The sequence below is a fragment of the Haloarchaeobius salinus genome (assembly GCF_024464185.1).
In the GTDB taxonomy this organism is placed as follows: domain Archaea; phylum Halobacteriota; class Halobacteria; order Halobacteriales; family Natrialbaceae; genus Haloarchaeobius; species Haloarchaeobius salinus.
In genome coordinates, this window is the sequence record NZ_JANHAU010000001.1 from 171,716 (window position 1) to 189,657 (window position 17,942).

At 68.1% G+C, this 17,942-nt stretch carries 16 protein-coding genes and 1 tRNA gene; 12 read left to right on the forward strand and 5 right to left on the reverse strand.

Going from position 1 to position 17,942, the window contains the following annotated elements:
- Positions 1 to 265: 265 nt before the first annotated feature.
- Positions 266 to 523 (forward strand): DUF8028 family protein, encoded by a 258-nt coding sequence (locus NO345_RS00790; protein ID WP_497007327.1) that lies wholly within the window; start codon positions 266 to 268, stop codon positions 521 to 523.
- A gap of 110 nt (positions 524 to 633) precedes the next feature.
- On the opposite strand, the gene hisA is transcribed toward NO345_RS00790, so the two are convergent.
- Positions 634 to 1,362 (reverse strand): 1-(5-phosphoribosyl)-5-[(5-phosphoribosylamino)methylideneamino]imidazole-4-carboxamide isomerase, encoded by a 729-nt coding sequence (gene hisA / locus NO345_RS00795; RefSeq protein ID WP_256295827.1) that lies wholly within the window; start codon positions 1,360 to 1,362, stop codon positions 634 to 636.
- Positions 1,363 to 1,476: 114 nt separating this feature from the next.
- On the opposite strand from hisA, the gene NO345_RS00800 reads away from it, so the two are divergent.
- From NO345_RS00800 to NO345_RS00810, 3 genes are all read left to right on the forward strand, one after another.
- On the forward strand, positions 1,477 to 2,712 hold the full coding sequence (locus tag NO345_RS00800; protein WP_256295828.1) for an inorganic phosphate transporter: 1,236 nt from the start codon (positions 1,477 to 1,479) through the stop codon (positions 2,710 to 2,712).
- A 147-nt stretch (positions 2,713 to 2,859) separates the two neighbouring features.
- Complete coding sequence (gene fer, locus NO345_RS00805; protein ID WP_256295829.1) at positions 2,860 to 3,249, forward strand: ferredoxin Fer; 390 nt, start codon at positions 2,860 to 2,862, stop codon at positions 3,247 to 3,249.
- 163 nt (positions 3,250 to 3,412) lie between these two features.
- Positions 3,413 to 4,117: a helix-turn-helix domain-containing protein gene (locus NO345_RS00810; protein WP_256295830.1), complete on the forward strand. Its 705-nt coding sequence runs from the start codon at positions 3,413 to 3,415 to the stop codon at positions 4,115 to 4,117.
- Here the strand turns inward: NO345_RS00810 and NO345_RS00815 are convergent.
- Together NO345_RS00815 and thrC are read right to left on the reverse strand one after the other, a co-directional pair.
- Positions 4,103 to 5,344 carry a M20 family metallopeptidase gene (locus tag NO345_RS00815; RefSeq protein WP_256295831.1) on the reverse strand — a complete coding sequence of 414 codons (1,242 nt, stop codon included), beginning with the start codon at positions 5,342 to 5,344 and terminating at the stop codon, positions 4,103 to 4,105. The two genes, NO345_RS00810 and NO345_RS00815, sit on opposite strands and share 15 nt — an antisense overlap.
- Positions 5,341 to 6,618, reverse strand: a complete 1,278-nt coding sequence (thrC, locus tag NO345_RS00820; RefSeq protein WP_256295832.1) for a threonine synthase — start codon at positions 6,616 to 6,618, stop codon at positions 5,341 to 5,343. Before thrC ends, NO345_RS00815 begins: the two co-directional genes overlap by 4 nt.
- A 463-nt stretch (positions 6,619 to 7,081) precedes the next feature.
- On the opposite strand from thrC, the gene NO345_RS00825 reads away from it, so the two are divergent.
- Complete coding sequence (locus tag NO345_RS00825) at positions 7,082 to 8,188, forward strand: A24 family peptidase C-terminal domain-containing protein (protein WP_256295833.1); 1,107 nt, start codon at positions 7,082 to 7,084, stop codon at positions 8,186 to 8,188.
- Here the strand turns inward: NO345_RS00825 and NO345_RS00830 are convergent.
- Positions 8,185 to 8,409 carry a hypothetical protein gene (locus tag NO345_RS00830; protein ID WP_256295834.1) on the reverse strand — a complete coding sequence of 75 codons (225 nt, stop codon included), beginning with the start codon at positions 8,407 to 8,409 and terminating at the stop codon, positions 8,185 to 8,187. The genes NO345_RS00825 and NO345_RS00830 overlap by 4 nt on opposite strands.
- A 180-nt stretch (positions 8,410 to 8,589) precedes the next feature.
- On the opposite strand from NO345_RS00830, the gene NO345_RS00835 reads away from it, so the two are divergent.
- The 5 genes from NO345_RS00835 (at position 8,590) to NO345_RS00855 (ending at position 13,189) form a co-directional block, all read left to right on the forward strand.
- On the forward strand, positions 8,590 to 9,324 hold the full coding sequence (locus NO345_RS00835; RefSeq protein WP_256295835.1) for a DUF7504 family protein: 735 nt from the start codon (positions 8,590 to 8,592) through the stop codon (positions 9,322 to 9,324).
- 66 nt (positions 9,325 to 9,390) lie between these two features.
- Positions 9,391 to 10,155, forward strand: a complete 765-nt coding sequence (locus NO345_RS00840; protein ID WP_256295836.1) for a DUF7504 family protein — start codon at positions 9,391 to 9,393, stop codon at positions 10,153 to 10,155.
- 73 nt (positions 10,156 to 10,228) lie between these two features.
- Positions 10,229 to 12,121, forward strand: a complete 1,893-nt coding sequence (locus NO345_RS00845; protein WP_368407831.1) for an SLC13 family permease — start codon at positions 10,229 to 10,231, stop codon at positions 12,119 to 12,121.
- Between the two features lie 55 nt (positions 12,122 to 12,176).
- Positions 12,177 to 12,249: transfer RNA gene (locus tag NO345_RS00850), tRNA-Pro, on the forward strand.
- Between the two features lie 142 nt (positions 12,250 to 12,391).
- Entirely contained in the window at positions 12,392 to 13,189 is a 798-nt protein-coding gene (locus tag NO345_RS00855; protein WP_256295837.1) for a group I intron-associated PD-(D/E)XK endonuclease, read from the forward strand.
- Here the strand turns inward: NO345_RS00855 and NO345_RS00860 are convergent.
- Positions 13,156 to 14,010, reverse strand: coding sequence for an alpha/beta hydrolase (locus NO345_RS00860; protein ID WP_256295838.1), 855 nt, complete (start codon positions 14,008 to 14,010; stop codon positions 13,156 to 13,158). The genes NO345_RS00855 and NO345_RS00860 overlap by 34 nt on opposite strands.
- A gap of 84 nt (positions 14,011 to 14,094) precedes the next feature.
- Between NO345_RS00860 and NO345_RS00865 the strand changes: the two genes are divergently transcribed.
- Both NO345_RS00865 and NO345_RS00870 read left to right on the forward strand, forming a co-directional pair.
- Complete coding sequence (locus NO345_RS00865) at positions 14,095 to 17,607, forward strand: LAGLIDADG family homing endonuclease (RefSeq protein ID WP_256295839.1); 3,513 nt, start codon at positions 14,095 to 14,097, stop codon at positions 17,605 to 17,607.
- Positions 17,607 to 17,921 carry a DUF7854 family protein gene (locus NO345_RS00870; RefSeq protein ID WP_256295840.1) on the forward strand — a complete coding sequence of 105 codons (315 nt, stop codon included), beginning with the start codon at positions 17,607 to 17,609 and terminating at the stop codon, positions 17,919 to 17,921. Before NO345_RS00865 ends, NO345_RS00870 begins: the two co-directional genes overlap by 1 nt.
- Positions 17,922 to 17,942: the final 21 nt, after the last annotated feature.

Below are 17,942 nucleotides of genomic sequence, written 5' to 3' on the forward strand. Positions count from 1 at the left end.
ACGACGCCCGCGACGGTTGGTTGTGCGTACCACCCCGGATGGCCCGCCCTGCTGACGCTTCGAACGCCCGTGGACCCGGGGAACCGAGGAGGGATTCACGACCTCGAGTTACGACCTCAGGAGCGGTTGTAAAACGTCAAAACGCCTCTCGACGCTTCGAAAAACGTCGCCAGTCGCGATGAAACGGGTCGAAATAGCCGAAAGGCTCGGCCCGTTATATGGTGGTCCCGGTTGTAGGAGTGGATGCGAACCAGGTGTCCCCGATATGGCCCCCGCAACTCCAAACCAACTCCCTTCGATTCCGAGCCCCGTCAGCGAGCGACTGAGCGTGAGCGCGTTCGTTGCGCAGCTCCGGATGGCGTGCTTCTGGCTCGCCGTCGTGCTGCCCTTCGCGCACCTCTCGCTGCTCGTGTCGGGTATCAGTTCGCCCGCGGAGACGCAGGCGTTCCTCGTACTGCTCGGGCTGAACCTCGGGACGCTCGTCGTCGGTCACGGTCACCGCAGCGACCGGAGCGACGACTGACCGCGCATCCGTCCCGGGGCCGCCCTGAACCAACCGCCCTCCTCCCACACCAACACCACACCACGTTTCCACCGCCCGACAGCGGTGGTTCCCCGACTCCTGCGGTTCGACTACGACGACTCGACCGCGGCCATCGCCTCGCGCAACGTGAACCGGCCCTCGTACAGCGCGCTGCCGACGACGACGGCCGCCGCACCAGCGTCACGTAGCGCGCGCACGTCGCCGAGCGTGGCGACGCCGCCGCTGGCGACGACCGGGATGTCGACCGCGTCGACCAGCCGACGGACGGGTTCGGTCTGGACGCCGTCGAGTCGCCCCTCGACGTCGACGTCGGTGAACAGGATGCCGGCCGCGCCCAGCTCCTCGTACCGGCCGACGGCCTCGGCGGGGTCGAGCCCGGTGCCCTCGGTCCAGCCGGAGACGACGACCTCCCCGCCCTTCGCGTCGAGGCTCACGAGCACGCCGTCGGGGTACTGCTCGCTGATCTCGGCGACGATGTCGGGGTTCTCGACGGCCGCCGTGCCGAGGATGACCCGGTCGACGCCGCGCTCGAGCAGGGCGACTGCGTCCGCGGCGGTGCGGATGCCGCCGCCGAGCTGGACGGTCACGTCGACCGCGTCGAGGATGGCGTCGATGGCCGGCGCGTTCGCGCGCTCGCCCTCGAACGCGCCGTCGAGGTCGACCAGGTGGAGGGTGGCCGCCCCCTGGTCGACCCACCGCTCGGCCGCCTCGACGGGGTCACCGTAGGTCTTCTCGGTGCCGCGCTCGCCCTGGACCAGCTGGACCACCTCGCCGTCCTGTACGTCGACTGCGGGGACGACCTCGAACTCCGGGAACATACCTCGGACTGGGCGACCCCGGGAGGTAAGTACCGCGGTTGGCGCTCCGTCACAGCGGTTCGGGCGTCGGTCCCGAAGGAATCCGTTAAGTGGCATCGAGCCTCACAACCCTCTGTGGTCGAAACACTCCTCCTCGTTGGTCTCGTCGTCGCGGCGTTCGTCGGGTTCAACATCGGTGGCTCCTCGACCGGCGTCGCCTTCGGCCCGGCGGTCGGTAGCGGCGTCGTCTCGAAGGCCGGTGCCGCCGGCCTGATGACGGCGTTCGCCCTGCTCGGCGGGCTCACGGTCGGGCGGAACGTCGTCGACACGATGGGCGGTCGCATCGTCCCGTCGTCGGCGTTCACGCTGGAGGCGAGCATCGCCGTCCTCTTCTTCATCGGCTTCGCCCTGTTCCTCTCGAACCTCGTCGGCGTGCCGGCGTCGACGTCGATGACCGGGGTGGGAGCCATCGCCGGCCTCGGGCTGGCACAGGGCAACCTCGACTGGGACGTGATGGTGACCATCGTGGGCTACTGGGTGGTCGCCCCGGTCGCCGCGTTCTGGGTCAGCGCGGTCGTCGGTCGCTACCTCTACCCCAGTCTCGTCAAACGGTTCGCCGTCGGCCAGACCGAGGGGGCGCTCGTCGGACTCGACCGCTCGGGGTCGATCCCCCGGCCGGTCATGGGGCCCGGCACGACCCGCCGGGAGCTCGTCGGGACCCTCCTCGTCATCGTCATCGGCTGTTACATGGCGTTCTCCGCGGGCGCGTCGAACGTCGCCAACGCCATCGCGCCGCTGGTCGGGAGCGGCTACCTCGGCATGACGCCCGGTATCCTGCTCGCGGGGGCCGCCATCGGCGTCGGCGCGTTCACCATCGCCCGTCGCACCCTCGACACGATGGGCAGCGACCTCACCGACCTCCCGCTGCTGGCGGCGCTGATCGTCGAGGTCGTGAGCGCGAGCATCATCACGGCCCTGTCGGTCATCGGCATCCCCGCGAGCTTCGTCGTCGTCGCGACGATGAGCATCGTCGGTCTCGGCTGGGGCAGGGCGACACGGACCGTCCGTCTCGCGGACACCGTCGAGGGGAAGCGGCCCAAGCGGCCCCAGCGACCCAGCGTCGGCGCGCTCGCCGCCGAGGCGGAGGACGAGACCGTCCCGACGGTCTCCAACCCGCACCCGAAGGGCGTCGAGGAGGGCAAGACCGCCGACATCCCGGCGATCGGCGACGAGGATCCGGACGACCTGCCGGCCACGAGCGACCTGTTCGAGCCCCGCGAGACCGCCCGCGTCATCGCCATGCAGAACCTCGTCCCGGTGCTGGCGACCGTCGCCGCGTTCCTGCTGTTCCGGTTCGTCCCGTCGCTCTGAGCCACGGGACGCTGTCGGTGTCCGCCACGCCGTACCCGGTGTGTTCCATCGTCGACCCACCGACGCCGGACTGTCAGGATTATTCTACACCGTCGGAGAAACCCAGAACAGCAAGTTCTTAGGGTAGGGGGAACCAACCCTCGGGTGATGCCCACGGTAGAATACCTCAACTACGAAGTGCTGGACGACAACGGCTGGGACATGGACGACGACGACCTCTTCGAGAAGGCGGCCGACGCCGGCCTCGGCGACGAGGACTACGGCTCCCTCGAGGTCAACCAGGGCGAGTACATCCTCGAGGCCGCAGAGGCCCAGGGCTACGACTGGCCCTTCTCCTGCCGCGCTGGCGCGTGTGCGAACTGCGCCGCCATCGTCATGGAGGGCGACATCGAGATGGACATGCAGCAGATCCTCTCCGACGAGGAGGTCGAGGAGAAGAACGTCCGCCTGACATGCATCGGTTCCCCGACCGCCGACGAGGTCAAGATCGTCTACAACGCGAAGCACCTCGACTACCTCCAGAACCGCGTCATCTGAGGTCGAAACCGACGTTCGACCGTCGATTCGTTCTCGAGCGTCGTCCCGGCCGCTTCTCTCTCCTCGACTGCTCGAACCCCGGCCCGTCACGGGACGGACCGCGTTAGACCGTTCGAACCCCCGAGCGGTAGCTATACGGTCCGTGCCGCTCGACCACAGCGCAATGAGTGCCGAACCGGAGCCGCTCCGGGTGACGCTGTCGGTCTGGCACCCGGACTGCTGGACCATCGAGACGACGGAACGGACCGACGTCGGCGTCCTCGGGCGCGTCGTCGCGACGACGACCGGTGACCGGACCACGTCGCTCGTCACGCTCTACGCCGACCGCCGGCGCGAGCTCGACGACGGCGAGGAGACGATACGGTCGTTCCCCCAGGTCGACAGCGTGCTGCCGGTCCCCGCCACGACGCTCGGGTCGGCGGCACGGACCGCGGAGCCGGGGAACGCGACCCGCGACCTGCTCATCGACCACGACGCGAGCGCCCAGATCAGCGGTGCGTTCCTCTCCCGGGAGTTCGTCACCGCGCGCCCGGTCGACACGCACGACGGTCGGGAGCGCTGGACGCTCCTGACGACGCGGGACCGCGAGGCGGTCCACGACGCGCTGGCGCGCATCGCCGACGAACAGGACGCCGACATCAGCGTCGAGGGGCTCACGCGCACGAGCGACGCGGCGGGCGAGGCACCGTTCTCGCTCACGTCGCTCTCGGCCCGCCAGCGGGAGGTGTTCGAGCTCGCCCGCGCCAGGGGCTACTACGAGTGGCCGAAGGCGGTCACCGGCACGGAACTCGCCGAGGAGCTCGGGATCGCGACCGCGACGCTCCACGAGCACCTCCACAAGGCCGAGGCGAAGCTACTGGGACGCTGAGTCGCCGTCGCCGTGGCCGACTGTCAGAAGCTCGCGCGCCGCCCGTTCGAGCACCGCCAGTCCCGTCTCGGCCTCCTCGAGGTCGATGTACTCGTCGACGCTGTGGGCCTGGTCCAGGCTCCCGGGACCCCAGGTGATGGCCGGCACGTCGAACCGTTCGACGAACTCGCGGACGTCCGTCGAGGCGCGGATACCCCACGGCTCAGTCGGAGCGTCGGCGAGCGCGGCGGTGTGGTCGCGCACTACCTCCGCCAGCTCGTGGTCGACGGGAATCTCGGCGGAGGCGTACGTCTCGTGGCGTTCCCACGTCGCCTCGATGCCGTGGTCGCGTTCGAGTTCGGCGACCAGCGCGTCGACCTCTCCATCGACGTCCTCGATTTGCTCGTCGGGGAGGATGCGGCGGTCGAGCGTCACGAACGCGCGCTCGGGCAGCACCGCCTTGTTCGAGTCTGCCCCCGAGACGACCTGTGTGACGGTGCCGTACGCCCGGCCACAGAGGGGGTCGGTCCGTCCGCGGAGTTCGGCGTCGTAGTCGGCCAGCGCGGCGAGCACCGTCGGAACGTGTTCGTTCGGGTTCACCCCGTTGTCGGGACGGCTCGCGTGCGTGGGCTCGCCCGGCCAGGAGAGTTCGTACCAGGCCATCCCCTTCTCGCTCGTCGCGACGCGCAGTTCGGTCGGTTCGAGGACGATGCCGTAGTCGCCGGTGAAGCCGGCTTCGAGGAGGGCACGAGTGCCGGGCTCGGCGGTCTCCTCGCCCATCGCGGCGTGGACGACGACCGCGCCGTCGAGTGTCCCGTCCACGATGTCGGGTCGCAGCCGGAGCGCGGTGAGCATCGCGACGGCGACGCCCGTCTTCATGTCGACGCTGCCGCGACCGTAGAGCCGGCCGTCCTCGACGGTGCCCTCGTAGGGTGGGTGCGTCCACTCGTCGTGGTCGCCGGCGGGGACGACGTCGAGGTGGCCGTTCAGCACGAGGGTGGGGCCGCTGCCGTCGTCACTGTCGTCACTGCCGCCGCCACCGACGCGAGCACCGACCTGTGGACGCTCCGGGTCCGGTTCGTCGAGGAGCGTCGCGTCGATATCGTGGTGGGCGAACCAGTCGTGGACGTACTCGGCGCAGGCCCGTTCGTTCCCCGGCGGGTTCTCGGACTCGATGCCGACCAGCACGGCCGCGAGCTCGGCGAGCTCGGTCGGGTACTGGTCTGAGCCGTCCTCGAAGGGACTCATGCGCCCCGCCCCGTGAGCGAGGACTCGTCTCCGTCACCGTCGTCGCTCGCGCCGTAGAGCGCGGCCACGTCGTCCAGCGACGGCGCGACCTCGGTCACGTCGCCGATGGCCTGCTTCGCGCCCTGGGTGTCCTTCAGCCCGAAGCCGGTGACGACCGCGACGACCGACTCGTCGGGTTCGATGATGCCCTGTTCGCGCGCCTTCCGGATGCCGGCGACGGGGGCCGCGCCCGACGGCTCGGCGTAGATGCCCTCGGTCCGGCCGAGCAGCGTCTCGGCGTCGAGGATGGCATCGTCGGTGACGGTGACGGCGGTGCCGCCGCTCTCCTCGAGCGCGCGGCAGGCCTTCACCGTGTTCCGGGGCCGTCCCACGGCGACCGCGTCGGCGAGCGTCTCCGCGACCATCTCGTGGTCCTCCGCGCCGTGGAACGCGTCGTGGATCGCGCTCGCGCCCTCGGGCTGCACCCCGAGCATCTTCGGCGTGTCGTCCACGTAGCCCAGCTCGGCGAACTCGCGGAGGCCCTTCCAGCAGCCCGCGATGGTGCAGCCGTCTCCCATCGAGAACACGACCCAGTCCGGGATCTCGTCGCGGGTCTGCTCGGCGAGCTCGTGGCCGACGGTGCGCTTGCCCTCGATCTGGAACGGGTTGATGGCGGCGTTCCGGTTGTACCAGCCGTAGGCGTCGGTCACCTCCAGGCTCAGGTCGTACGCCTCGTCGTAGCTGCCGTCGACGGCGAGCACGTCCGCGCCGTACACCCGGGGCTGGACGAGTTTGCCCTCCGGAGCAGCGGCCGGCACGAAGATGCGGCAGTCCAGGCCGGCACGCGCCGCGTAGCCCGCGAGCGAGGCCGCCGCGTTGCCCGTCGACGCGCAGGTGACGACGTCCTGTCCCGCGAACCGTGCCTTCGTCGCGGCGATGCTCGTCGCGCGGTCCTTGAAGCAGCCGGTCGGGTTCAGCCCGTCGTTCTTCACCCGGAGGTCGACGCCGAGTTCGTCGCCGAGGCGCGGGGCGTCGAGCAGGTCGGTGCCGCCCTCGTCGAGCGTTACCGCCTCGGCGTCCGTGTCGACCGGCAGGAACGCGCGGTACTTCCACTGGTTCGGGATGTGTCCGTCGAGGTCGGCGTCGAACCGCTCCTCGATGACGTCGTAGTCGTAGACGACCTCAAGGATGCCCGCCACTCCCTCGTGGTTCGGGCAGGTGTAGACGACCTGTTCGGGGTCGTACGTCGCGCCGCAGAGCGTGCATTCGAGCGTCTCGACGTGGTCGAGGGTCATGCTTCGACGGTGGACGTGCTGGGTCAAGGTGGTGCCCCCGGCTATTGTCGGGGGTGGGCGCAAATCGGCCTCGAAAGTTCACCATATCTGTAAACCTCCGGCGACGACGAGAGCAACTCAGCCGGGTGGCGCGCGGCTGGCGAGACCGCGGCCGAAGGGAGCGTGTCGAGCCATCCGCGCGAGGGACGAGAAGCGCAGGGAGCTTGCGACCGAGCATCGCAGGAGGCTGGGGAGGTGTGAGGTGCGGTGCGGTTGCGGGCGGGGATGAAAGGGGCGAGTCGCTGGAGGAAGGCGGCCGACGCAAGGACCGCAGGAACGAGGACCGCAGCGAGGCCCCCGACACCAGCGACTCGGGGCTTTCTGGCCGTTCGTAGCCCCTCTATCGTCTACCAAGACGCGTTGGTTACCCCGCGCCGCTTTCCTCACCGGAACCTCTAATTGCCTCGGCGCGGGGTAGCAATCTGTGGTAGACGTTGGCCCCATCTCCGGGACGCTGCCCGACCTGTTGCGACTGGCGACGGTGCCCGTCTTCGGCGTCCTCGCGTATCGGGACATCCGGACGCGACGTATCGACAGCATCACCTGGGTCCCGTTGACCCTGCTCGGCGTGCTCCTGCTCGGCGTCGAGTGGCAGCGCGCGGCCGCCGCCGGGGGCACGGACCTCCGCGTGTTCGTCCTCACCACCGCCATCAGCGTGGGCTTCGTCGTGTCGCTGGCGTACGTGTTCCACTTCCTCGGGGCGTTCGGCGGGGCGGACGCCCGGGCGCTGATGACCATCGCGGTGCTGTACCCGAGCTATCCGGGCTACGTGGGCGGCGAGGTGCTGTCGGTCGCGGGCGTGACCATCCCCGTCGGCGACCCCGCGCCGGTCGCGGTGCTCTCCTTCACCATCCTGACCAACGCGGTCGCCTGGGGCATCGCGTACCCGCTGTTGCTGGCGGCGCGCAACGGGGCGATGGGCCACGTCTCGAAGCGGATGTTCGTCGGGGTTCCGGTGCGCTGGGATGCGGTGCCGGAGACCCACGGCAAGCTCCTCGACTCGGGGAGCAGGGGCATCGGCGAGCGGCTCCGGGCGCTCGTCTATCCGCGCGGGACGGGACTCGACCTCGACGCGGTCAGGATGTACCTGCGCTGGCGGGGGGCGACGCTCGCCGAACTCCGGGACGACCCCGATCGGTTCCGGGACCCCGACTCGCTCCCGGACGAACCGAACGACCCGACCGACGGCGCGGTCGACCTCGACGTGGCGACCGACGGCGGGGAGCCGGTGGACGACGTGGACGGTGTCGAGGAGGCGGTCGCCGCCGAGCCTGCAGCCGCCGATACCGACCACGACGAGTCCGACATCGACCCCTGGGGTGCGGCGGCGTTCCTCGACGACATCGAGGGTGACGCCTACGGCACGTCGCCGGCACGCCTCCGGGAGGGGCTGGACCGGCTGACGACCGAAGAATGGCTGTGGGTCACGCCGGGCATCCCGTTCCTCGTGCCGGTGTTCCTCGGACTGGTCGCCGCGTTCGTCTACGGCGACCTGCTCGTCGGGCTGCTCCGGGTGCTCGGGCTGGTCTAGGCGATGAACTCGTCGTAGAGCGGGTAGCAGACGTTCCAGAGGACGGTGACGGCGACGCCGACGGCGATGACGGCGAGCCACAGCGGTCGCGTCCCGTCGGTGTAGCCGAGCGCGAGCAGCGCCATCGTCCCGAAGAAGAGGCCGACGCAGGCGACGAGGCTGCCGAGCGAGAGCGAGACGAGGACGGGGGCCGCCCTGAACTGGTCGGCGAGACTGGCCATGTGCGGTGGTCCGTCGCCGCCGATATAACCGTGTCGCCGGTGACTGGGCCGCCGACACCGCCCGCTAAATCGCCCGCGGGCCACAACGTTCATCACTAACCTTTCAATCGGCCGAAACTACCTTTAGTCGACGAGTCATTCCACCAACAACGACAGGGGGTGGGGCCTCTGTGACCGACCATGACCGACCGAGACACCATCGGGGACACCGGGAACGTCCTCGTGACCACCGCGGCGACGGACCACGGCCACTGCAGCGACCTGCTGGAGACGGGCGACCCGAACACACGAGCCGAACTGACCGTCTCGCTGCCGGAGGCACAGTCCGAACAGACCGGATTCGGGAGCGCCTCGAGCACGCAGCCGGCGCGCAAGGGGCTCATCTCGGTCGGCGACGTGCTCCGGTCGGCGGCGGAAGGTGGGCCGGACTTCGGTGCACCGGTCGTGATGGACGCCGTAGAGGAACCCACCGACCTCCAGGGCATCGGCACCGCCATCAGCCGCTACTGCCAGCGCTGGGACGAAGAGGACTACGACATCGTCGTCTGCTTCGACTCGCTGACCGAGCTGCTCGACCACGCCAGCCCGGAGGTCGTCTTCCAGTTCTGCCACGTCCTCACGAGCCGCCTCTCCTCCGTCGACGCGCTCGCACACTTCCACCTCGACCCCGAGGCGCACAGCGACGAGACGGTCGCCACCTTCCAGTCCATCTTCGACGAGACCGTCGGCGAGACGACCGAGGCCGACGCCATCGAGGCGTTCGCGGAGGCGACCGACGACGACATCGCGGCGCTCACCGAGAGCTGGAGCGCCGAGGCGAACTACTCCATCGTCGGCGACGACGACTACGCCCGCCCCGACGAGGTCAGCGAGGCCTCCGACGACGACATCGCCGACTCCCTGCCGGTTGAGTAACCCGAAGTGATTTACGTGGTGGTCCGATAACATGTTCACGATTCCGGGGGTTTGGGGTGGATTCGCATGAGTGAACACGGCACGGACGGCAACCCGAGAACAGTCCTCCTCCTCGACGAGATGGCCGAGGACGAGGTCGGCGAGCACTGCGACGGCCTGATGGGGGGACCGCCCGCGGACCGGCGCGCCGAACTCGTCGTCTCGTTCCCGGAGGACGTCACCGACAGGCTCGACTTCGGCTCGCTCTCCGGCGGGCGACAGCCGACGAAACGGGGTATCGTCACCGTCGGCGAGACGATGCAGGCCGCCGGTGCCGGACGACCGGACTTCAGCGAGCCCATCGTCGAACAGACCGTCGCGGACCCGACCGACCTCCAGCGACTCGGCGAGGTAATCAGCCAGTTCTGTGGCGTCTGGGACGACGCCGGCTACGACATCGTCGTCTGCTTCGACTCGCTGACCGAGCTGCTCGACGCGAACGACCCCGAGGTCGTCTTCCAGTTCTGTCACGTGCTCTCGGGCCGGCTCGAATCGGTCGGCGCGGTCGCGCACTTCCACCTCGACCCGAACGCACACAGCCAGCAGCTCCAGCTCACCTTCGAGCAGATACTCGACGAGACGCTCGTCGAGGAGATCGATGTCGAACACCTCGTCCCCGGCGGGAGCAGCCGGGCCAGCGACGCCGACGTCGCCCGCGAGACCGAGACCGTCGACCTCGACGACCCGAACGAGGTCGCGGCCGCGAACGAGTCGCCGTCCGAGTCGTCCGTGCCCGCCGGCCGCTCCGGCGAAGCGTCCGACGACGATATCGCCGACGCACTGCCGGACTGAGACGGCACCTCCACCGCCGGGGTGCTGTCCGCAGTCCGTAGCCTTTTCTTCCGGGCTGCCGTCTTGCGACGCTGTGGCCGCGCTCACACCCGAGATACTGCTGGTCTTCGCGCTCGTCACCGTCGTGCTCGTCCTGTTCGCGACGGAGCCGGTGCCCGTCGACATCACCGCACTCGGCCTGATGGTCGCGCTCATGGTCGGCGGACCGCTCTCCCAGCAGCTCGCGGCGGCCGGGCTCATCGGCGGACCGGTGGAACTCCTGCCGGACTATCCGTCCGACGGGCTCGCGGGCTTCGCGTCGACGGCGACCATCACCGTGCTGGCGATGTTCATCCTCTCCGACGGCGTCCAGCGCACGGGCATCGTCCAGATACTCGGCCGGAAGCTCGCCGCGCTCACCGGCGACTCGGAGACGCGGCAGCTCGGGGCGACGATGGGGGTCGTCGCCCCGCTCTCGGGCTTCATCAACAACACCGCGGCCGTCGCCATCCTGCTGCCGATGGTCACCGACATCGCCCACGAGGGCAACACCTCGCCATCGAAGCTGCTCATCCCGCTGTCGTACGCCTCGATGTTCGGCGGGACGCTCACGCTCATCGGCACGTCGACGAACATCCTCGCGAGCGAGGTCGCCGCCGACATCGCCAGCGACGTGGCCGACCCCAGCCCGGCCGTCGTCGAGTTGCAGGACGGCTTCTCGATGTTCGAGTTCACCGCGCTCGGTGCCATCGTCACGGTCGTCGGCTTCGCGTACTTCCTGGTCGTCGGGCGTTACCTGCTGCCGTCCCGCATCGAACCCGAGGACGACCTCGCCGCCGAGTTCCGTCTTTCGGAGTACCTCACCGAGGTCGTCGTCCGCGAGGACTCGCCGCTCGTCGGCCAGACCGTCCGCGACGCCCTCGTCGAGACCGAGTTCGACGTCGACCTCGTCCAGCTGCACCGCGGCGACCGGGTGTTCCTCGAACCGCTCGGCCCCAAGACGATCCAGGCCGGCGACCTGTTCACCGTCCGCACCGACCGCGAGACGCTCGTCTCCCTGCTCGACGCGGAGGGGCTGGAGGTCGTCCCCGGGATGCAGGTGTCCGACGAGGAACTCGAACGGGCCGAGGCCGTCGAGAACCTCGTCGAGGTCGTCGTCGCCCCCGGCTCGCACGTCGTCGGCGAGTCGCTCTCCTCCGTGAACTTCCGGCAGCGCTACGACGCGACCGTGCTCGCGCTCCGACGCGGCGGCGAACTCATCAGAAAACGCATGGACGACATCCGTCTCCGCGTCGGGGACACCCTGCTCGTCCAGGCGACCGCCGACAGCATCCAGCGCCTCGATACCAACCGCGACTTCATCGTCGCCCAGGAGATCGAGCGCCACGACTACCGCGAGGAGCGGATCCCCGTCGCCATCGGCATCATCCTCGCCGTCGTCGGCCTCGCCGCCGTCGACCTCCTCCCCATCGTCGTCTCCGCACTCGGCGGGGCCGTCGCCATGGTCCTCACGGGCTGTCTCAAACCCGGCGAGGTGTACGACGCCGTCCAGTGGGACGTCATCATCCTCCTCGCGGGCGTCATCCCCCTCGGCACCGCGATGCAGCACACCGGCGCGGCGCTCTACCTCGCCGACCTGCTCGTCCAGACCGAAACGTACCTGCCGGTCGTCGCCGTCCTCGGGCTGTTCTACGTGCTGACGGCGGCACTGACGAACGTCGTCTCCAACAACGCCAGCGTCGTGCTCATGATCCCCGTCGCGTTCGACACCGCCGCACGGCTCGGCGCATCGCCGTACGCGTTCGTCCTCGCGGTCACCTTCGCCGCCTCGACCGCGTTCATGACCCCCGTCGGCTACCAGACCAACCTGTTCGTCTACGGCCCCGGCGGCTACAAGTTCACGGACTACGCCGTGGTGGGGACGCCGCTCCAGCTCATCTTCGCCGTGGTGACGACGCTCGGTATCGCGATGCTGTGGCCACTGTGAATCGGGCGGGGTGGAACGAAACGTTTTACCCGTAATGGGACTGATTTATATGCGCGGGCCGGTGGGGTAGCTTGGTAACCTTCAGCGTTTGGGACGCTGTACCCCCGGTTCAAATCCGGGCCGGCCCATATCCTTCGCGTTCGAAAGCCAGAGCCTCTTCTGAGTTCGTGACTCCCTTCCCCGGACCCAGTCTCACCGCTGTCGCCCACGCCGTGAGGACTCTCGGCGGGGATGTCGGCATCTAAACCGCATCGGGAACCAGAGAAGGTGATGGAGCCACATCGGAAGGGTGACCTGACGGAAGCGGTCGTTCTGGCAGCGCTGCAACGACGAGGAATCGCGGTCTGCCGGCCGTTCGGTGACAACGAGCGATACGACCTCGTCGCGGAACGCCGGGACGGTTCGCTCGTCACGGTTCAGGTCAAGACGGGATGGGTCGCGGACGGTCGTATCCAGTTCAGCACCCAGTCCACCCACACGAACTCGAAGGGAAACGTTCGGAAGCGCTACGATGGCGACGTCGACGTGTTCGTCGTCTACTGCTACGAGACGGAGACGATGTACCTCGTCGGCGAGCAGGAGTTCGACAGGAGCATCTCACTGCGAGTCGAGGAACCCGAAATCCGCCACACGAACATCAACTGGGCCGACGAGTTCGAATTCGATGAGCGCTGGCCACTCGATACTGACACCGACGAACACTCGCTCGGGACGACCGACCCAACTACGGTCGCGTGTGTCGATGCACTCGAAGCAGTCGGCCTGCCGGTGTGGCGGCCGGTTCGGGGCCAGAGCGAGCGAAACGTCGTCGCCGAGATAGAGGGGAGGCTGTACCGTGTCCGGGTCGAAACCGGGTTTCTCCGGAACGGACGGATAAAGGTCAATCCAGACGAGACGGAGACCGACTGCTATCTCGTCTACTGTGACGACCTCGACACCGTCTATGCAGTCGATGCAAACGGGGTCGCAGACTCGTTCTCTCTCAGAGTGAGCGACCCGGAACGAGTACGGCCGAACACGAAATTCGCAACCGACTACGAGATAGAGCGCAACTGGCCACCGGTCTGATTCGCACACCCCACCGACTCGCCCTCGGTACAGAGCCACTCCACCAGCGCCGCGACCACCCGTTCGTGCGCGGTCGCCGTCGAGATGGTCGCCTCGTCGTCGCCGTCCTGTGCTCCGTAGTCCCCGAACTGGGCGTGGTTCATGCCCTCGACCGAGACGAACGTCGCGTCCGCGGGGAGGAACCGGCGGTTGGACTCGAAGCGGTCGCGGTTCAGCACGCCGTCGCGGGTGCCGGTGATGGCGACGGTCGCCAGTCCCGACCCGCTGACGTCCACGTCGCAGTACGACGCCGCCAGCACCAGCCCGTCGACCCGTCCGGCGTTTCCGTTCGCGTACCGGCAGGCCATCGCGCCGCCCAGCGAGTGGCCGCCGACGTACCACGAGTCGATACCGTCCTCGTTCGAGATGACGGGACTGGCGGCGTCGTTGTCCAGTACGGCGAGGTTGAGCGGGACGCCGGGGACGACGACGGTGACGCCGCGTTCGGCCAGTGGCGCGAGCGTGTGGACGTACGCGCCGGGCTCGACGCGGCCGCCGGGGTAGAACACGAGACCGACGCGCCCGGCGACCGCCGGCTGGTCGTCGGGGCGGACGACGTAGCCGCCGTAGCCCGACTCGACGGTCACGTCGTACTCGGATTCCACGGCAGCGGGTGACTCGTTCGGCCCGTAGGCGAGGTAGTCGAAGTACACCCACGCGCCCACGCCGACCAGGAGGACCACGAGGACGACCAGCCCGACGGCGTAGGGGGTGAGTCGGCGGGCCCAGTCCCGGTATCGTTCGTCGTCGGCCGGCGTGAGCCAGCGCAGGCGGTCGCGCATACCGACACCTCCGGCGGGGGGCGAGTAACACTTTCGCCTCGCTTTGCCAAGCTACTTACCCGATGGTGGCCTTAGTCCGTGCCGATGGACGCAGGGGACAACGCCGAGCTCGTCGACGCCTTTCTGGAGTTCTACAGGAACTACTACCGCGACGAGATCGGGAGGCTCGCACAGGAGTACCCCAGCGAACGCAAGTCGCTGTACGTCGACTGGGACGACCTGTTCACGTTCGACCGCGACCTGGCCGACGACTACCGCAACCAGCCCGAACAGCTCCAGGAGTACGCCGAGGAGGCGCTCCGCCTGTACGACCTGCCCGTCGACGTCAGCCTCGGGCAGGCCCACGTCCGCATCGAGCCGCTCCCCGATGCGACCGAGATCCGGGCGATCCGCTCCCGACACGTCAACACGCTCGTCACCGTGCGGGGCATCGTCCGCAAGGCGACCGACGTCAAGTCGAAGATGCAGGTCGCCGCCTTCGAGTGCCAGCGCTGTGGCACGCTCACGCGCATCCCGCAGTCGACCGGCACCTTCCAGGAGCCCCACGAGTGCCAGGGCTGTGAGCGACAGGGTCCCTTCGTGCTGAACCACGACCAGAGCGAGTTCGTCGACGCCCAGAAGATCCGCGTGCAGGAGTCGCCCGAGGGGCTTCGCGGCGGCGAGACGCCACAGGCCATCGACATCCACATCGAGGACGACATCACCGGCGAGGTGACCCCGGGCGACCACGTCGCCGCCACCGGCATCCTCCGGCTCGAACAGCAGGGCAACCAGCAGGAGAAGTCGCCGCTGTTCGACCACTACCTCGAGGGCGTCTCGGTGCGCATCGACCAGGAGCAGTTCGAGGACATGGAGATCTCCGAGGCCGACAAGGAGGAGATCGTCGCGCTCTCGAACGAGCCCGACATCTACGAGCAGATGGTCGGCTCCATCGCGCCCTCCATCTTCGGCTACGACCAGGAGAAGCTCGCGATGATCCTCCAGCTGTTCTCCGGCGTCACGAAGTTCCTCCCCGACGAGTCACGGATCCGTGGCGACCTGCACATGCTGCTGATCGGGGACCCGGGTACGGGTAAGTGCGTAAGAGGAGACACCAGAGTCACGCTGGGCGACGGCACGGAAGTGGAGATTCGCGAACTCGTCGAGTCGAATCTTGGCGACCCGAAAGAGATCGACGACGGCTGGTGGGACGAGGTCAGTATCGGGGTTCCCTCCCTGCAACCCGACGGGAAGATAGGGACGGAGCAGGCGACGAAGGTTTGGAAGCGCGAAGCCCCCGAGACGATGTACCGGATTCGGACGGATACCGGGAAGGAAATCGAGGTGACACCGTCGCACCCGCTGTTCGTTCCCGCTGGCGCAGGGTTCCGTGCGGTCGAGTCACGGGAGCTGAGCGAGGGTGATTTCGTCGGGGCTCCGTCCAGTCTCGACCACGACTACGACGACACGCTCGCTGTCGACCACCGCCGAGCAATCTCACACAACGCGATTCCGCTCGACCTTCCCGAGGAGTGGACGCCGTCGCTGGCCCGATTGGTCGGTTACATCGTCGCCGAGGGATACGTCGAGCAGCGTTCGGACAACACCGGGTTCGTCAGCATCACGAACGACGACCGCGAGATTCTAGAAGATAGCATCGACGCGCTGGAGGCACTCGGGCTGAACTGGACCGAGCGGGGAGCACACGAGGGGAAATCTGCACGCGAAATCATGTGCTCCGCCGGTGAGTTCGTTAGCTTCCTCGAATCCCTTGAACCGGCGATGCTCGGACGGTCGGCCGAGCAGCGCGTCCCTGAACCGATATTCCGTAGCTCGCCGGAGATTCAGCGTGCGTTCCTGAAGGCGTACATCGACGGGGAATGCCACATCTCCACATCGCAGCGCGAAATCTCGGTTGCCTCGATGAGCCGCGAGTTGCTCGACGGTGTTCGAAGTCTGCTGCTCTCGTTCGGTATCACGGCACAACTCCGGGAGAAGGCTGGCGGGAGCTACAGACTCAGAATCAGCGGTGATGCCTTCGCGAGCTACGTCGAGCGGATTGGATTCGTGACCGGGCGGAAAGCAGCGTCGGCAGCAAAACACGAGGGAGTGAACTCCAACACCAACACGGATGTTGTCCCTGCTGTCGGCGACTCGCTGCGTCGGATTCGTGAGTCTCTCGGGCTGACGCAGTCCGACTGTGGTCTTCCCCGGTCGACGTACCAACACTACGAACGAGGTGACCGTAACCCGAGTCGGGAGAGCCTCGATGCGGTCGTGCGGACGTTCGAGGACAGTCTGCCGGCCAACGAGTACCACGATGCGTCCGAAGTCGTCGCCGACGGTGGGTCGATAGCACACGAAGTCGCTGCACTCCGGCGTCTCTGCGATAGTGACCTACAGTGGGAACGCATCGAATCCATCGAGCCCGTCACGCCCGACTACGACTGGGTGTACGACCTCGAAGTCGCGGGAACCCACAACTACCTCTCGAACAATCTGGTCTCGCACAACTCCCAGATGCTCAGCTACATCCGTCACATAGCACCACGCTCCGTCTACACCTCCGGGAAGGGCAGCTCCAGCGCAGGGCTCACGGCAGCCGCGGTCCGCGACGACTTCGGCGACGGCCAGCAGTGGACGCTCGAGGCCGGCGCGCTCGTGCTGGCGGACCAGGGCATCGCGGCCGTCGACGAGCTCGACAAGATGGCCGCGGACGACCGCTCTGCGATGCACCAGGCGCTCGAACAGCAGGAGATTTCGGTGTCGAAGGCGGGCATCAACGCGACGCTGAAGTCGCGCTGTTCGCTGCTGGGCGCGGCGAACCCGAAGTACGGTCGGTTCGACCAGTACGAGCCGATCAGCGAGCAGATCGACCTGGAGCCGGCGCTCATCTCGCGGTTCGACCTCATCTTCACGGTGACGGACCAGCCGGACGAGGAGCACGACCGCGACCTCGCCCAGCACATCCTGACGACGAACTACGCGGGGGAGCTGAACACGCAGAAGACAGAGCTGACGAACGTCGGCGTCGACCAGGCAGAGATCGACGAGATGACGGAGACGGTGGACCCGGTCATCGACCCGGAGCTGATGCGGAAGTACATCGCGTACTCGAAGCAGAACTGCTATCCCCGGATGACCGAGGACGCGCGGGACGCCATCGAGCAGTTCTACGTGGACCTGCGCTCGAAGGGGATGGAGGAGGACGCGCCGGTGCCGGTGACGGCACGCCAGCTGGAGGCGCTGGTGCGGCTGGCGGAGGCGTCCGCGCGGGTGCGGCTCTCCGACACGGTCGAGGAGTCCGACGCGGACCGCGCCATCACCATCGTGCGTGACTGCCTGAAGGACATCGGCGTGGACCCGGAGACGGGCGAGTTCGACGCCGACGTGGTCGAGACGGGGACGTCGAAGACCCAGCGCGACCGCATCAAGAACCTGAAACAGCTCATCGGCGACATCGAGGAGGACTACGACGAGGGTGCGCCGGTCGACGTGGTGCTCGACCGGGCCGACGAGATCGGGATGGACCCCTCGAAGGCCGAGCACGAGATCGAGAAGCTCAAACAGAAGGGCGAGGTGTACGAGCCCCGCACCGACCACCTGCGGACGACCTGATGGACCGAATCTCAGCACTCAGAAACGTCGAGGACGCCCTGGCGTCGTTCGAGGACGGCGACTGCGACCTGGCGGAGCTCGAACGGCGCGTCCAGGCGGTCCTGCGGACGTACGTCAGCGAGTTCGACGTGGGGGAGTCGCTCGCGGTGTACCGGGTCGCGCCGGCGGGCGGCGGCGGCGGCGACGAAATCTCGGCCGACGGCACCAGCGGACTCGTTCTCGTCGCGTCGGGGCCGACCGAGGCCCGGGCGCAGGCCCGCGAGCTCGCTGCCGACCTCCCGGAGTCGCTGTCGGTCGAGCGCGTCTCGGACTGACCGGTGACTTTTTTACACACA

Coding starts and splice junctions, on each gene's coding strand:
- NO345_RS00855 (WP_256295837.1), top strand. CDS start 12,392: ATGGAGCCACATCGGAAGGGTGACCTGACGGAAGCGGTCGTTCTGGCA.
- NO345_RS00865 (WP_256295839.1), top strand. CDS start 14,095: ATGGACGCAGGGGACAACGCCGAGCTCGTCGACGCCTTTCTGGAGTTC.
- thrC (WP_256295832.1), bottom strand. CDS start 6,618: ATGACCCTCGACCACGTCGAGACGCTCGAATGCACGCTCTGCGGCGCG.
- NO345_RS00840 (WP_256295836.1), top strand. CDS start 9,391: ATGAGTGAACACGGCACGGACGGCAACCCGAGAACAGTCCTCCTCCTC.
- NO345_RS00790 (WP_497007327.1), top strand. CDS start 266: ATGGCCCCCGCAACTCCAAACCAACTCCCTTCGATTCCGAGCCCCGTC.
- hisA (WP_256295827.1), bottom strand. CDS start 1,362: ATGTTCCCGGAGTTCGAGGTCGTCCCCGCAGTCGACGTACAGGACGGC.
- NO345_RS00870 (WP_256295840.1), top strand. CDS start 17,607: ATGGACCGAATCTCAGCACTCAGAAACGTCGAGGACGCCCTGGCGTCG.
- NO345_RS00835 (WP_256295835.1), top strand. CDS start 8,590: ATGACCGACCGAGACACCATCGGGGACACCGGGAACGTCCTCGTGACC.
- NO345_RS00810 (WP_256295830.1), top strand. CDS start 3,413: ATGAGTGCCGAACCGGAGCCGCTCCGGGTGACGCTGTCGGTCTGGCAC.
- fer (WP_256295829.1), top strand. CDS start 2,860: ATGCCCACGGTAGAATACCTCAACTACGAAGTGCTGGACGACAACGGC.
- NO345_RS00815 (WP_256295831.1), bottom strand. CDS start 5,344: ATGAGTCCCTTCGAGGACGGCTCAGACCAGTACCCGACCGAGCTCGCC.
- NO345_RS00860 (WP_256295838.1), bottom strand. CDS start 14,010: ATGCGCGACCGCCTGCGCTGGCTCACGCCGGCCGACGACGAACGATAC.
- NO345_RS00830 (WP_256295834.1), bottom strand. CDS start 8,409: ATGGCCAGTCTCGCCGACCAGTTCAGGGCGGCCCCCGTCCTCGTCTCG.